This window comes from Paenarthrobacter sp. NPDC058040, from assembly GCF_042885775.1.
Taxonomy (GTDB): Bacteria; Actinomycetota; Actinomycetes; order Actinomycetales; family Micrococcaceae; genus Arthrobacter.
Window position 1 is genome coordinate 173,288 of sequence record NZ_JBHVRN010000008.1, and the last position, 12,928, is coordinate 186,215.

A 12,928-nucleotide genomic window follows, 5' to 3' on the forward strand; every position below is an offset into this window, starting at 1 on the left:
GGTTCATGGGACACTGGAGGATCAGATATGCGGTATGTCCTGCGCTGGCCCCTGCCCAGTGAACGGTCCAGCCGCGCGAATGCCGACAGTTAGGACCCTGCGTGTCTCCCATGGCCCGCACCGCACCGGTGCCCGCCGCAACAGATCCGGCCATCATCCGGAACTTCTGCATCATTGCCCACATCGACCACGGTAAGTCCACCTTGGCCGACCGCATGTTGCAGTTCACCGGCGTCGTTCAGCAGCGCGACATGAAAGCCCAGTATCTGGACCGCATGGATATCGAGCGTGAGCGCGGCATCACGATCAAGTCCCAGGCGGTCCGCATGCCATGGGAAGTCGAGGGCAAGTCCTATGCCCTGAACATGATCGACACCCCGGGCCACGTCGACTTTACCTACGAGGTTTCGCGGTCACTGGCTGCTTGCGAAGGGGCAGTCCTCCTCGTCGACGCTGCACAGGGCATCGAAGCCCAGACCCTGGCCAACCTTTACTTGGCGATGGAGAACAACCTCACCATCATTCCGGTCTTGAACAAGATCGACCTCCCCGCTGCGCAGCCCGAAAAGTACGCTGCGGAACTCGCCAACCTGATCGGCGGCGACCCCGAGGACGTTCTCAAGGTTTCCGGTAAGACCGGCGTTGGCGTTGAGGCGCTCCTGGACAAGATCGTCCGCGACCTTCCCGCACCTGTCGGCGATCCTGACGCCCCTGCGCGGGCCATGATCTTTGACTCCGTCTACGACACCTACCGGGGCGTCGTGACCTATGTCCGGGTGGTCGATGGCAAGCTTCATCCCCGCGAACGCATCCAGATGATGTCAACCCGCGCAACGCACGAACTCCTCGAGATCGGCGTGAGCTCACCGGAGCCCACACCATCAAAGGGCCTCGGCGTAGGCGAGGTGGGATACCTCATCACCGGCGTGAAGGATGTCCGTCAGTCCAAGGTCGGCGATACTGTCACCAACCAAGCGAAGCCGGCCTCCGAATCGCTCAGCGGGTATGCCGACGCGAAGCCGATGGTCTTCTCCGGCCTTTACCCCTTGGATGGCACGGACTACCCGGTGCTTCGTGACGCCCTCGAAAAGCTGATGCTGAACGACGCCGCACTGATCTACGAACCTGAGACCTCAGCTGCGCTGGGCTTCGGTTTCCGTGTGGGCTTCCTCGGGTTGCTGCACCTGGAAATTACGCGCGAGCGGTTGGAACGGGAGTACAACCTCGACCTCATCTCCACTGCTCCCAACGTGGAGTACGAGGTCACCCTCGAAGACAAGCGCGTGGTCCACGTGACCAACCCGAGCGAGTACCCCACGGGCAAGATCGCCGAGGTCCGCGAGCCGATGGTCTCCGCTACCGTCCTGGCGCCCAACGAGTTCGTCGGTGCCATCATGGAGCTGTGCCAGAGCCGCCGAGGACAGATGAAGGGCATGGATTACCTGTCCGAGGACCGCGTCGAACTCCGTTACTGGATCCCGCTGGCCGAGATTGTGTTCGACTTCTTCGATCTCCTGAAGTCCAAGACGCGCGGCTACGCTTCGCTGGACTGGAAGGCCGACGGCGAGCAAGTGGCCGACCTCGTCAAGGTCGACATCCTGCTCCAAGGTGAACAAGTGGACGCGTTCAGTGCCATCACCCACCGGGACAAGGCCTACGCCTACGGCGTGATGATGACCGGGAAGCTCCGCGAGCTCATTCCGAGGCAGCAGTTCGAGGTGCCCATCCAGGCTGCCATTGGCTCCCGCATTATCGCGCGCGAAAGCATACGTGCCATCCGCAAGGACGTCCTTGCCAAGTGCTACGGCGGTGACATCACCCGTAAGCGCAAGCTGCTCGAGAAGCAGAAGGAAGGCAAGAAGCGCATGAAGATGGTCGGCCGCGTGGAAGTTCCGCAGGAGGCCTTCATCGCTGCCCTTACCACGGACGAATCGAAGGACAAGGCAAAGAAGTAGATGCCCAGCGTCCTGCCCTTGGGCGACCCCGCACCTGCGGACGGCTTGCTGCCTCCGCAGGTGCTGGACGGAATCGAACAGCGAAAGTTCGGCCTGTACGTCCATATCCCGTTCTGTGCGGTCCGCTGCGGATACTGCGATTTCAATACTTATACCGCCACTGAACTGGGTGGAGGCGCCTCGCAGGATGCCTATGCTGCGACGGCGGTTTCCGAGCTCGGATTCGCGGCAGAAGCCCTGGATGCCTCGGGCCTGCCGCGTCGGCCGCTCAGCACTGTCTTCTTCGGGGGCGGTACGCCAACGCTGCTCCCGGCCGAAGACCTGGCACGGATCCTGCGTGCCGCCGTCGAACACTGGGGGCTCGAACCGGGCGCCGAGGTGACCACCGAGGCGAACCCCGACTCAGTCACGCCGGACTCCCTCAAAGTGCTGGCCGATGCCGGGTTTACCCGGGTGTCCTTCGGTATGCAGTCGGCTGTGCCGCACGTCCTCAAGGTCCTGGACCGCACCCATACCCCCAGCCGGGTTCCCCTGGTGGTTGAATGGGCACGCGAGGTCGGCTTGGCGGTGAGCCTTGACCTGATCTACGGCACGCCGGGCGAGTCCATGGAAGATTGGCGTATGTCCCTCGAAACGGCCCTGTCCTACAATCCGGACCACATCAGTGCGTACGCCCTGATTGTGGAGGACGGGACCAAGCTCGCGGCCCAGATCCGGCGTGGCGAGGTTCCCGGAATCGACGACGACGACCACGCCGCAAAGTACGAGCTCGCCGACCAGCTGATCTCGGAGGCAGGCCTGGGTTGGTATGAGGTCAGCAACTGGGCCAGGACTCCTGGGCAGGCGTGCCGGCACAACCTCGCGTACTGGCGTGGCGACGACTGGTGGGGAATCGGCCCGGGAGCCCACTCCCATGTTGGCGGAGTCCGCTGGTGGAACGTCAAGCACCCCACCGCCTATGCGTCCCGCCTGGCGGCCGGAAATTCGCCCGCCGCGGGCAGGGAAACCCTCGACGCCGGAACCCGGGAAGTGGAACGCATCATGCTTGAAGCGCGGCTTGGCTCAGGATTGGACGTGGATGCCCTCGACAAAGTGGGTCGGCACGCCATGGCAGGGCTCATTGCCGATGGGCTGGTGGATCCCGCTGCTGCTTTCAAGGGCCGCTTGGTGTTGACCCTCAAGGGGCGCTTGTTGGCAGACGCAGTGGTACGCCGGATCCTTCCGGACTAGCTGGCCGCCGCGTCTGCGGCTACTTGATCCAGCGGAGGTTGAAACGGTACCGGTGCGGTTGGCCGTGGTTGACCCGGATGCCCGCGGACACCGAGAAACACGTGAGCGCCACCCAAATTGCCGTTGCGATCACCGCGAAGATGTTGCCTACAACCGGCAGCAGGACGAGGATGTTCGCCAGGACGGCCGCAATGGTGGGCGGAAGTGTGAAATTCAGGGCTTCCTTGGACTCCTGGGCCGTGAACGGCCCGCGCTCACGGAAGATCAAGTAGATCAGCAAGGACGGAAGGCAGCCGAGGATTCCCCCAAAGTGGGCCAGCGTGGCCCACTGCCGGTCTTCGCTTGCGGTCAGGGGCAGTGCATTCGCAGGTGCACCATGGTACTGGGGCTGGCCTGCGGCCCGGCCCTGTTCTTCTGGAGCGTTCTCTGCCACGGTGTCTTCCCTTTGCTGTAAAAATGCGGTGTTGCTGTCCCAGAATACTGGGTCCGGACTCGTTGCAGGGACCATCAGCGCTCGAAACGGTCCGGTGTCCCCTCCTCAGGGGGCGGTCAAAAAGTCGATGACTTCCTCCACGCGCCCCAGCAGGGAAGCCTCCAGGTCGGCGTAGGTCCTTACGGCCCCCAGCAATCGTTGCCAGCCCAGGCCGATGTCCTCTGCCGTTTCATGTGGCCAGCCGAACGCCCTGAGGATTCCCGTCTTCCAGTCCGTGCCGCGGGGCACGTCCGGCCACTGTTCGATGCCAAGGACTTTCGGTCGGATTGCCTGCCACACGTCCACGTAGGGGTGTCCGACAATAAGCACGTTTCCGGCGGCCCCCGGTACCTGCATTGCTTCTGCTGCGATACGGGATTCCTTTGAACCGGCCACCAGATGGTCCACCAGGATGCCCAGCTTGCGCTTCGGCCCCGGGCCGAAGGCTGCGATCGCCGCCCGGAGATCGTCCACGCCATGAAGGGGCTCGACGACGATGCCCTCCACCCGAAGGTCGTCACCCCAGACTTTCTCGACGAGTTCGGCGTCGTGTTTGCCTTCCACCCAGATCCGGCTGGCTTTCGCCACTTGCGCTCGTTGGCCTTGGACCCTGACTGAACCGGACGCTGTGCGGCCGGCGGGCACTGCTCCTGCCGGGGCCTTGGCGGCGGGAGGCAGCAGCCGTACGGCCTGCCCTTCGAGCAGGAAGCCGAAGCCGAGCTGGAAGGACCGGGTCTTGCCACGCCGGTCTTCGAGGGACACGATGTGCATTCCGCCCGATTTCTCGACGCGGGTGACTTCGCCCACCCAGCCCGATTGGACGTCTTCGAGGACCATTCCGCGCTGGACAGGCACTTCCGGAAGCTTTTGTTTGGCGGGAGCGGAGAGGTCCTGCGGGCCCCACGTGTCGAAAGCCAAGGAGTCTCTACCTCTTCGCGCTGGGAATGTCGGCCGGCTACCCGTTGCTGCCGGCTCCGCCTTGGATGTTATCCGCGGGCGTTTTCAATGCTAGCAACGTGGTGGCCCATACTAGACTTGTTAGCACTTGGGCATGTTGAGTGCTAAGAGCAATGGTCAATCCGGGTCCGTCCCACGCCTGCCAGCGGGGATCCGAAGCGTCGACAGGAGGTGTCGCACATGAGTGAACCGCGCAAGCTGGAAGTGTTGCGTGCCATCGTCGAGGACTACGTGCACTCGCGGGAACCTGTCGGCTCCAAGGCATTGGTGGAACGGCACCACCTCGGCGTATCAAGCGCCACCATCAGGAACGACATGGCAGTGCTTGAAGAGGAAGGCCTCATTGCCGCCCCGCACACCAGCGCGGGCCGTATTCCCACGGACAAGGGCTACAGGCTGTTCGTGGACCGGATCTCGCAGGTCAAGCCGCTCTCTGCCGCCGAACGCCGCGCCATCCATTCGCTCCTTGAAGGCCCCGACGATCTCGACGACATCCTGGAGCGGACCGTCAGGCTCCTGTCGCAGCTGACCAACCAGGTCGCCGTCGTGCAGTACCCGCACTCCAAGCGCGCTTTGGTCCGCCATGTTGAGTTTGTCCTGCTTGCCCCCAAGCAGGTCCTCGTGGTCCTGATTGCGGACACCGGCAGCGTGGGACAGAAGGTGCTTGACACGGGTTCGGACGTCACGAATGAAGCGTTGATGGCCCTGCGGGCGAGGTTCCTTGGCAGCATCGCCGGGTCTCCGCTGGAGTTGCTGCCGCAGGTGCTGCCGTCCGTTGTGGCCCTGTGCCCCCCGGAAGTCCGTGGCGTGGCGCAGGTCCTCGCCGGGGGACTCCAGTCGCTCAGCGATACCAGCCGCGAAGAGCGCATCCTGATGGCGGGCACGGCAAACCTCGCCCGTTCCAATGTGGACTTCCCCTTGAGCATCGGACCGGTACTTGAAGCCCTCGAGGAACAAGTGGTGATGCTTCGGTTGTTGTCGGACATGGGCGATGATCCCCGGGGGGTCACAGTCAGCATCGGCCGGGAGAATCCTTACGACGGCTTGTCCGAGGCCTCCGTGGTCGCGACGGGCTACGGCTCCGGTGCCAAGGTAGGCATCCTGGGCCCCACCCGGATGGACTATCCCACCACCATGGCCGCTGTCCGGGCCGTGGCCCGCTACCTTTCCCGTATTCTCGGCGGCTGACGCCAGCCACCGACGTAAGAACCGCAGTACAACAAGGAAGAGATACTGACTTTGAGCAGCCACTATGACGTTTTGGGAGTCTCCCCGGAAGCCACCGGCGAAGAGATCAAAAAGGCGTACCGCAAGTTGGCGCGAAAACTGCACCCGGATGTCAACCCGGGCGAGGATGTCGCGGAGCAGTTCAAGGCCGTGACGCACGCTTACGAAGTGTTGTCCGACCCGCAGAAACGCCGTGTGTACGACGCCACTGGCAACGAGAACGGTACCGACAATGGCTTCGGCGGCGGGTACTCCGGCCAGGGTTTCGCCTTCCAGGACATCTTCGACACGTTCTTTGGCGGCGGCGGCGGGGGACACGCGGGTCCGGCGTCCCGTGTGCGGCGCGGCCAGGACGCGCTCATCAGCGTCCGCATCGATCTCAAGGACGCAGTCTTCGGCGTCAACAAGAAGCTTGAGGTGGATACCGCTGTTGTCTGTCCCACGTGTGATGGCAGCTGCTGCCGGCCCGGCACCCACCCTGAGCGCTGCGACATCTGCGGCGGCAGTGGCCAGGTCCAACGGGCTGTGCGCTCCATCCTCGGCCAGGTCATGACCACCGCACCGTGTGGCTCCTGCGAAGGCTTCGGCACCATCATCAAGGACCCGTGCAACGAATGCAGCGGCCAGGGCCGCATCCGCAGCCGGCGTTCCCTGACCATCAAGGTCCCTGCCGGCGTCGCGACGGGAACCCGCATCCAGTTGTCCGGCCAGGGCGAAGCCGGTCCCGCGGGCGGACCTGCAGGCGACCTGTACGTTGAGATCCGCGTCAACAACGATTCCACGTACATCCGCGAAGGCGACGACCTCCACGCCACGCTGAGCGTGCCGATGACAGCGGCGGCCCTGGGAACGGAGCTGACGCTTGAGACGTTCGATGGCGCCCAGGAAATCGACGTCAAGGCTGGAACGCAGTCCGGCGAAATCATCACGCTTCGCGGCTTGGGGGTTACCCATTTGCGGGGCTACGGCCGAGGGGACCTTAAGGTCCACCTGCACGTGGAAACTCCCGTCAAACTGGACGCTGCCCAGGAAGACCTCTTGAGGCAACTTGCCAAATTGCGTGGTGAGCAGTTCACGGAAGGCAAGCTCGTGGCCAGCGGTGGCATGTTCGCCAAGCTGCGGGACAAGCTCGGTAACCTGTAGCGGTGAGCAACCCCGTCTTCTTCACCCCGGCCGGGAGCCTGGATGGCCTGGGGCCCGGATCCGTGTTCGTCCTCGAGGGCCCGGAGGCCCGCCACGCCGTGACAGTGAAGCGATTGGCCGTCGGCGAGTACGTGGACCTCGCGGACGGAGCCGGTACCCGACTCAGCGGCAAGGTATCCGACGCGGGCCCGGGGTCCCTTTCAGTGACCGCGACGGACGTGGTGGTCGAGGAACAGTCTTCCGTTCGCCTGGTCCTGGTACAGGCCCTGGCGAAAGGCGACCGTGACGAGCTGGCCATCGAAACTGCCACGGAACTCGGAATCGACGCCGTAATTCCGTGGCAGGCCGAACGTTCCATCGTGCGGTGGAAGGGCGACCGTGCCGCCAAGGCACATGCAAAGTGGCAGTCGGTTGTCACCGCCGCGGCAAAGCAGGCCCGGCGGGCGTGGATTCCCCAGGTCCGTCCCATCGTCGACTCCGCGGGACTGGCGAAGGCAGCCACGGTGGCTGATCTGGCCGTCGTCCTGCACGAGGACGCAAAGAACGGTCTGCGCTCCGTGCTGGAAAATTCCGCCCAACTGGCGGGTGCTGGCCCGAATGAACCCCGCGAGGTGCTGTTGATCGTCGGCCCGGAGGGCGGCATTTCGCCGCGCGAAGTGACGCGTCTTAGCGACGCCGGCGCGGTGACGGCACTGTTGGGCCATCACGTACTGAGGTCGTCCACGGCCGGACCGGCCGCCGTCGTGCTGGCGAGCGACGTCCTGGGGCGCTGGCAGCAAGCCTGACGCCGTAGTCTGCCGGCCTTCAGTTGACGTTGAAGAGCCGGGTGTCCAGCGTGGACTCGTCGGCCTGCCCGGCGTTGTCCACCTGGGTTACCCGAAGCTCGTACCGTCCGGGCTTCAACGTGGCGCTGAAGGTAAATACGCCGAACTGGCCGGGCTCGCCGGTGGATTTCACTTGGCCGGTCAGCAGGCTGGTGCGGGCACCGTTGCCGTTGTCCTGCAGGATCTGCCAGTTCACAGGCTTGGAACTGTCGGTGCTGCGGCCGTTGAATTTGACCGTTCCCGAGGGCAGCGTGGTGTCTTCCTGGGGATCAATGATCCAGAGGGGAGCCACCATCGAGGCATCCCTGGCCATGGGCTGGCCCAGCTTCACCTGGCCAAAGGCCATGAAGTCGGTGTGGCCGTCCACCAGGATGACCACCTGGATTTGCTGCCCGGAGTTGATCAGGCCTGACGAGGACGCAGCCGCCGTGGCCGTGTAAACGAGTTGCTGTACCGCCCTCTGCGCCATCCCGGCGTCGAGGTTGGAGTTGAAGGCGTCCCGGGAAATGTCCACGGTAATGACGTTCTTGCCCGAAATGGATGTGGCCAGGCTGCCGGGTTCCTGCCACGGGGTGAAGAAGTCGTGGTCCAGCGGTTTCTCGGCCATCATGATGCGCAGGGCTGTGGTGACGGGGTTCTCGTCACCGGATATGTCGCGGAATTCCCGGTAGAGGTAGACGTTGTCCTTGCTGCGGCCGATCCAGTAGACGGGGATCTTGGTGGAGGCCTGGGTGGTCTCCAAGGGCGCATTGCTCGCCGGGGCGTCCTGGATGTTGATGGCGGGACTCGAAGTGGGCGGGGTGGTGCCGCCATTGGCGATGCAGCCGGTCAGGAACAGGACAGCAGCCATGGCAGGCGCGGCAACAGCGGACTTTGTCCGTTTGCGTGCGCCTTGCTGCTGGGTGCCTGAGTGCGTGATGTGGGGTTCCTTGCCTGGCTTCCGCCCGGTTGGACGGCCAATCCTGAACGGGCTGTGTTTTCATCCCGCCCTGCCAGCTTGGCACACGCCCGACGGCGGCTGGCCGGGTTTGGCGGGGCGGGCGCCAACTGAAACAGGATTGATACCGGCTTGATGCCGAGTTGAGACAAAAAGGCCCTGCGGCCGGAGGCCTCGTTTGACTGCTTCCTTTGCAGTTCCGACGGCGGACTGCTGGCGTAGGATTGAAGGCATTCCGGCATAAGGGCCGGACCATGGTCGGCCCCAGGGCCGATTGAGGGACAACACGTGAACCAACCGGAGGAGAACAGGCCGTACGGCCAGCACTATGAGTGAATCCCTGAATGGGCGGCTGCGGACCGGCAACGGGAACCCAGCGGCCACCGAGTTCCCGCACACCTTACCGGGCACGCGCACGGAAATCGTCACGTTCGACAACTCCGAGCAGATGGTTCACTCGCTGGGCAGCCATGACGAGGCCTTGCGCTACATCGAGGACCAATTCCCGGAGGTCAATTTCCATGTGCGGGGCAATGAATTGTCCATGTCTGGCCCCTCCACTGTCATTCCGCGGATCATGCGCCTGCTGGAGGAAGTCCGCGGACTCGTTGCCAAGGGAACCACTGTTACTCCGGACATCCTGCAACAGCTCGTTTCCCTGCTGAGGACACAGTCGGTCCAGAACCCGGTGGATGTCCTGACGCACAACATCCTGTCCAGCAGGGGCAAGACCATCCGGCCCAAGACGCTGAACCAAAAAAACTACGTCGACGCCATCGATGAAAACACTGTCATCTTCGGAATCGGCCCGGCCGGTACGGGCAAGACCTACCTGGCCATGGCCAAAGCCGTCCAGGCCCTGCAGAACAAGGAAGTCAGCCGGATCATCCTGACCCGCCCGGCCGTTGAGGCGGGGGAGCGGCTCGGATTCCTGCCCGGTACCCTGAGCGACAAGATCGACCCCTACCTGCGGCCCCTGTACGACGCCCTCCACGACATGATGGATCCCGAGTCGATTCCCCGGCTGATGGCTGCAGGCACCATCGAAGTTGCACCGTTGGCCTACATGCGGGGCCGTACGCTCAACGATGCGTTCATCATCCTGGACGAGGCACAAAACACCACTCCGGAACAGATGAAGATGTTCCTGACCCGCCTTGGATTTGGTTCCAAGATGGTGGTGACGGGCGACGTGACCCAGATTGACCTGCCTTTCGGGGCCACGTCCGGGCTGCGGATCGTCCGGGAAATCCTGACGGGCATCGACGACGTCAACTTCTCCATCCTTGAGGCTGCCGACGTCGTCAGGCACCGCCTCGTAGCGGACATTGTTTCCGCCTACAGCAAATGGGACGACGCCCACCGCCCGGGGACAGCGGGCACCCAACACAAACGTGGAGAACGTAAATGAGCATTGAAGTCAACAACGAATCCGGTGTGGAGGTGGACGAGGCCCAACTGGTGACGTTGTCGCGTTTCATCTTTGAGCGCTTGTACATCCATCCCCAGGCGGAGCTGTCCATCCTGCTGGTGGACGAGGCGGCCATGGAGAAACTCCACATCGAGCTCATGGATGAACCCGGCGCCACTGATGTGCTTTCCGTGCCGATGGACGAACTGACCCCCGGGACCCCGGACCGCCCTGCTCCCCAAGGCATGCTCGGAGATATCGCCATCTGCCCGCAGGTGGCCGAAGTGCAAGCGCGCAATGCGGGCCATCCCACCCAGGACGAGATGCTGTTGCTGACAACCCACGGCATCCTTCACCTGCTCGGTTTCGACCATGCGGAGCCGGAGGAGAAAGAAGAAATGTTCGGTTTGCAGCGCGAACTGCTGTCGGAGTTCCTGGGCAAGGATGCCCCCATGGAGACCATGCAGTGACCTCGCTCGCCTTGGTCGGCATGGCGCTGGTTTTCCTGAGCTTTGTCGCCCTACTGACGGCAGCGGAGGCTGCCTTCAATTTCCTGCCCCGCCACGAGGCTGAACAATCGGTGCACCGCAGCAAGGGCAAAGCCCTGGGCAGCATCCTCAAGAATCCCGTGGCCCATATCAGGGCGCTTCGGTTCTGGCGCGTGTGGTTCGAGATGGCAGCCGCGGTGGCAGTCGCCGTCGTCCTTCACAGCCTGCTGGACAACGTATGGCTCGCCGGGCTCGCCGCCACGGGCATAATGGCGGTCATTGGTTTTGTCCTGGTCGGCGTTTCGCCACGGCAACTCGGCCGGGCCCACTCCGGTCCCGTGGTGCGGTTTACGGCACCACTGATCAGGTTCCTGTGTTGGATTCTGGGACCGATTCCTGGGTGGCTCGTAGCCTTGGGCAGCGTTGTGGCGCCCGGTGCGCCAAGCGGCGATGATGCCTTCGTCAGCGAGGAGGAGTTCCGGGAGTTCGTAGACCGGGCGGCCGAATCGGACATGATCGAGGACAACGAGGCCGAGCTGATCCACTCGGTGTTCGATTTCGGGGACACCTTGGTCCGTTCGGTCATGGTTCCCCGGACGGACATCGTCAGCATCGGCACGGGTTCCGGGCTGGAGGCGGCGATGGCCCTGTTCCTCCGCTCCGGCTATTCGAGGATCCCGGTCATTGGCGAAAACACCGACCAAATCCGCGGCATCCTCTACCTCAAGGACGTGGCGGCGGCGCTCCACCGCAACGAGCACGGCCTGCAACCACACGACGTCGATTCGCTGGCGCGTGAGGTCCGTTACGTTCCGGAGTCCAAGCCGGTGAGCGACCTCTTGAAGGAGCTCCAGCAGGAATCGACGCACGTCGCAATTGTGATCGACGAGTACGGCGGCACAGCCGGTTTGGTCACGCTTGAGGACCTCATCGAGGAAATAGTCGGGGAAATCGTGGATGAGTACGACGCCGCAGCGGAAGAAGCTGTTGATTTGGGCGACGGTACCTACCGGGTCAGCTCACGCATGAGCATTGACGACCTGGGGGAACTGTTCGATATGGACCTCGACGATGACGAGGTGGACACCGTTGGTGGCCTCCTGGCGAAGGCGCTGGGCCAGGTCCCGATTGTGGGAAGCTCGGTGGAAGTGAACGGAGTATCGCTCAAGGCCGATAGGCTTGAGGGTCGGCGAAACCGGGTCAGCCACATCATTGCGGCAGCGATGCCAAAAGAAGAGACTGACCTTGAAGACCTACTCGACGAGGCCGGCACAACGCAACAGGGAGTTCCACGTGAGCAAGCAAAATAAGAAATTCGACGCCGAGGATGCATTCGGCGGCTTCCACGCCGGATTCTCCGTCCTCGTTGGCCGCCCCAACGCCGGGAAGTCCACCTTGACCAACGCCCTGGTTGGACAGAAAGTGGCCATCACCTCGGCAAAGCCACAGACCACCAGGCACACGATTCGCGGCATCGTGCATCGGGAAGATGCACAACTCATCCTCGTGGACACTCCCGGACTCCACCGACCCCGCACCCTCTTGGGGAAGCGTCTCAACGAGCTCGTGGCAGACACCCTGGCTGAAGTCGACGCCATCGGCTTCTGCCTCCCGGCGAACGAGAAAATCGGCCCTGGCGACAAGTACATCGCGGCTCAGCTCGCCGGAGTGGGCCGCAAGCCAATCGTGGCTATCGTGACCAAGACGGACTTGGTGGACCGCCAGGCCCTGACCGAGCAACTGCTCGCCGTAGCCGAACTGGGACGGGAGGTCCTGGGTGACCAGGGATGGGCGGACATTGTTCCCGTGTCGGCCGCTGACGGATTCCAGGTCACCACGGTAGCGGATGTGCTCATTGGCCACATGCCGCCGTCTCCGCCGCTCTACCCGGACGGTGAGTTGACCGATGAGCCCGAAGCCGTCATGATCGCCGAGCTGATCCGCGAGGCAGCGCTGGAAGGTGTGCGCGATGAACTTCCGCACTCCTTGGCCGTGGTGGTTGAGGAAATTGTCCCCCGGGAGGGCCGGACGGAGGACAACCCCCTTCTGGATGTCCGTGTCAATCTTTACGTGGAGCGTCCTTCGCAAAAGGCCATCATCATCGGCAAGGGCGGAAGCCGCTTGCGCGAGGTGGGTACCAACGCACGCAAGGGTATTGAAACGCTGCTGGGCACCCGCATCTACCTGGATTTGCATGTGAAAGTAGCCAAAGACTGGCAGCGCGACCCCAAGCAATTGGTGAAGCTGGGCTTCTGATTGAAGCTGCGCATCGGCGTGGTCCGTG

General features: G+C 63.4%; 12 protein-coding genes. 9 read left to right on the plus strand and 3 right to left on the minus strand.

Translation table 11 applies throughout. The annotated features are described in order from the left end of the window. Positions 1-101: 101 nt before the first annotated feature. Both lepA and hemW read left to right on the plus strand, forming a co-directional pair. Complete coding sequence (gene lepA / locus ACFVSJ_RS13105) at positions 102-1,955, plus strand: translation elongation factor 4 (RefSeq protein ID WP_387437226.1); 1,854 nt, start codon at positions 102-104, stop codon at positions 1,953-1,955. Further along, on the plus strand, positions 1,956-3,185 hold the full coding sequence (gene hemW / locus ACFVSJ_RS13110; RefSeq protein WP_387437227.1) for a radical SAM family heme chaperone HemW: 1,230 nt from the start codon (positions 1,956-1,958) through the stop codon (positions 3,183-3,185). Between the two features lie 19 nt (positions 3,186-3,204). On the opposite strand, the gene ACFVSJ_RS13115 is transcribed toward hemW, so the two are convergent. Both ACFVSJ_RS13115 and ACFVSJ_RS13120 read right to left on the minus strand, forming a co-directional pair. Beyond that, positions 3,205-3,618, minus strand: a complete 414-nt coding sequence (locus tag ACFVSJ_RS13115) for a DUF4870 domain-containing protein (protein WP_387437228.1) — start codon at positions 3,616-3,618, stop codon at positions 3,205-3,207. A gap of 105 nt (positions 3,619-3,723) precedes the next feature. Next, complete coding sequence (locus ACFVSJ_RS13120) at positions 3,724-4,575, minus strand: DUF3097 domain-containing protein (protein ID WP_387437229.1); 852 nt, start codon at positions 4,573-4,575, stop codon at positions 3,724-3,726. Between the two features lie 219 nt (positions 4,576-4,794). Here ACFVSJ_RS13120 and hrcA point away from each other — a divergent pair, with 219 nt between their 5' ends. From hrcA to ACFVSJ_RS13135, 3 genes are read left to right on the plus strand one after another with little or no spacing between them, the layout of a single operon-like run. After that, complete coding sequence (gene hrcA, locus ACFVSJ_RS13125) at positions 4,795-5,802, plus strand: heat-inducible transcriptional repressor HrcA (RefSeq protein ID WP_387437230.1); 1,008 nt, start codon at positions 4,795-4,797, stop codon at positions 5,800-5,802. Between the two features lie 51 nt (positions 5,803-5,853). Then, positions 5,854-6,984, plus strand: a complete 1,131-nt coding sequence (gene dnaJ, locus ACFVSJ_RS13130) for a molecular chaperone DnaJ (protein ID WP_387437231.1) — start codon at positions 5,854-5,856, stop codon at positions 6,982-6,984. Between the two features lie 2 nt (positions 6,985-6,986). Then, positions 6,987-7,769, plus strand: a complete 783-nt coding sequence (locus ACFVSJ_RS13135; RefSeq protein WP_387437232.1) for a 16S rRNA (uracil(1498)-N(3))-methyltransferase — start codon at positions 6,987-6,989, stop codon at positions 7,767-7,769. A 19-nt stretch (positions 7,770-7,788) separates the two neighbouring features. On the opposite strand, the gene ACFVSJ_RS13140 is transcribed toward ACFVSJ_RS13135, so the two are convergent. Then, positions 7,789-8,658, minus strand: a complete 870-nt coding sequence (locus ACFVSJ_RS13140; RefSeq protein ID WP_387437233.1) for a GerMN domain-containing protein — start codon at positions 8,656-8,658, stop codon at positions 7,789-7,791. A 415-nt stretch (positions 8,659-9,073) separates the two neighbouring features. Between ACFVSJ_RS13140 and ACFVSJ_RS13145 the strand changes: the two genes are divergently transcribed. The 4 genes from ACFVSJ_RS13145 to era are packed head-to-tail and all read left to right on the plus strand — an operon-like array spanning position 9,074 to position 12,900. After that, the gene (locus ACFVSJ_RS13145; RefSeq protein WP_387437234.1) at positions 9,074-10,156 is read left to right on the plus strand and encodes a PhoH family protein; all 1,083 of its coding nucleotides are present in this window, start codon (positions 9,074-9,076) and stop codon (positions 10,154-10,156) included. After that, positions 10,153-10,626: an rRNA maturation RNase YbeY gene (ybeY, locus tag ACFVSJ_RS13150; RefSeq protein ID WP_387437235.1), complete on the plus strand. Its 474-nt coding sequence runs from the start codon at positions 10,153-10,155 to the stop codon at positions 10,624-10,626. The genes ACFVSJ_RS13145 and ybeY overlap by 4 nt, the downstream gene beginning before the upstream one ends. Beyond that, positions 10,623-11,954 carry a hemolysin family protein gene (locus ACFVSJ_RS13155; RefSeq protein WP_387437236.1) on the plus strand — a complete coding sequence of 444 codons (1,332 nt, stop codon included), beginning with the start codon at positions 10,623-10,625 and terminating at the stop codon, positions 11,952-11,954. Before ybeY ends, ACFVSJ_RS13155 begins: the two co-directional genes overlap by 4 nt. Beyond that, the gene (gene era / locus ACFVSJ_RS13160) at positions 11,938-12,900 is read left to right on the plus strand and encodes a GTPase Era (RefSeq protein ID WP_387437237.1); all 963 of its coding nucleotides are present in this window, start codon (positions 11,938-11,940) and stop codon (positions 12,898-12,900) included. The genes ACFVSJ_RS13155 and era overlap by 17 nt, the downstream gene beginning before the upstream one ends. The last annotated feature ends 28 nt before the right edge of the window (positions 12,901-12,928 follow it).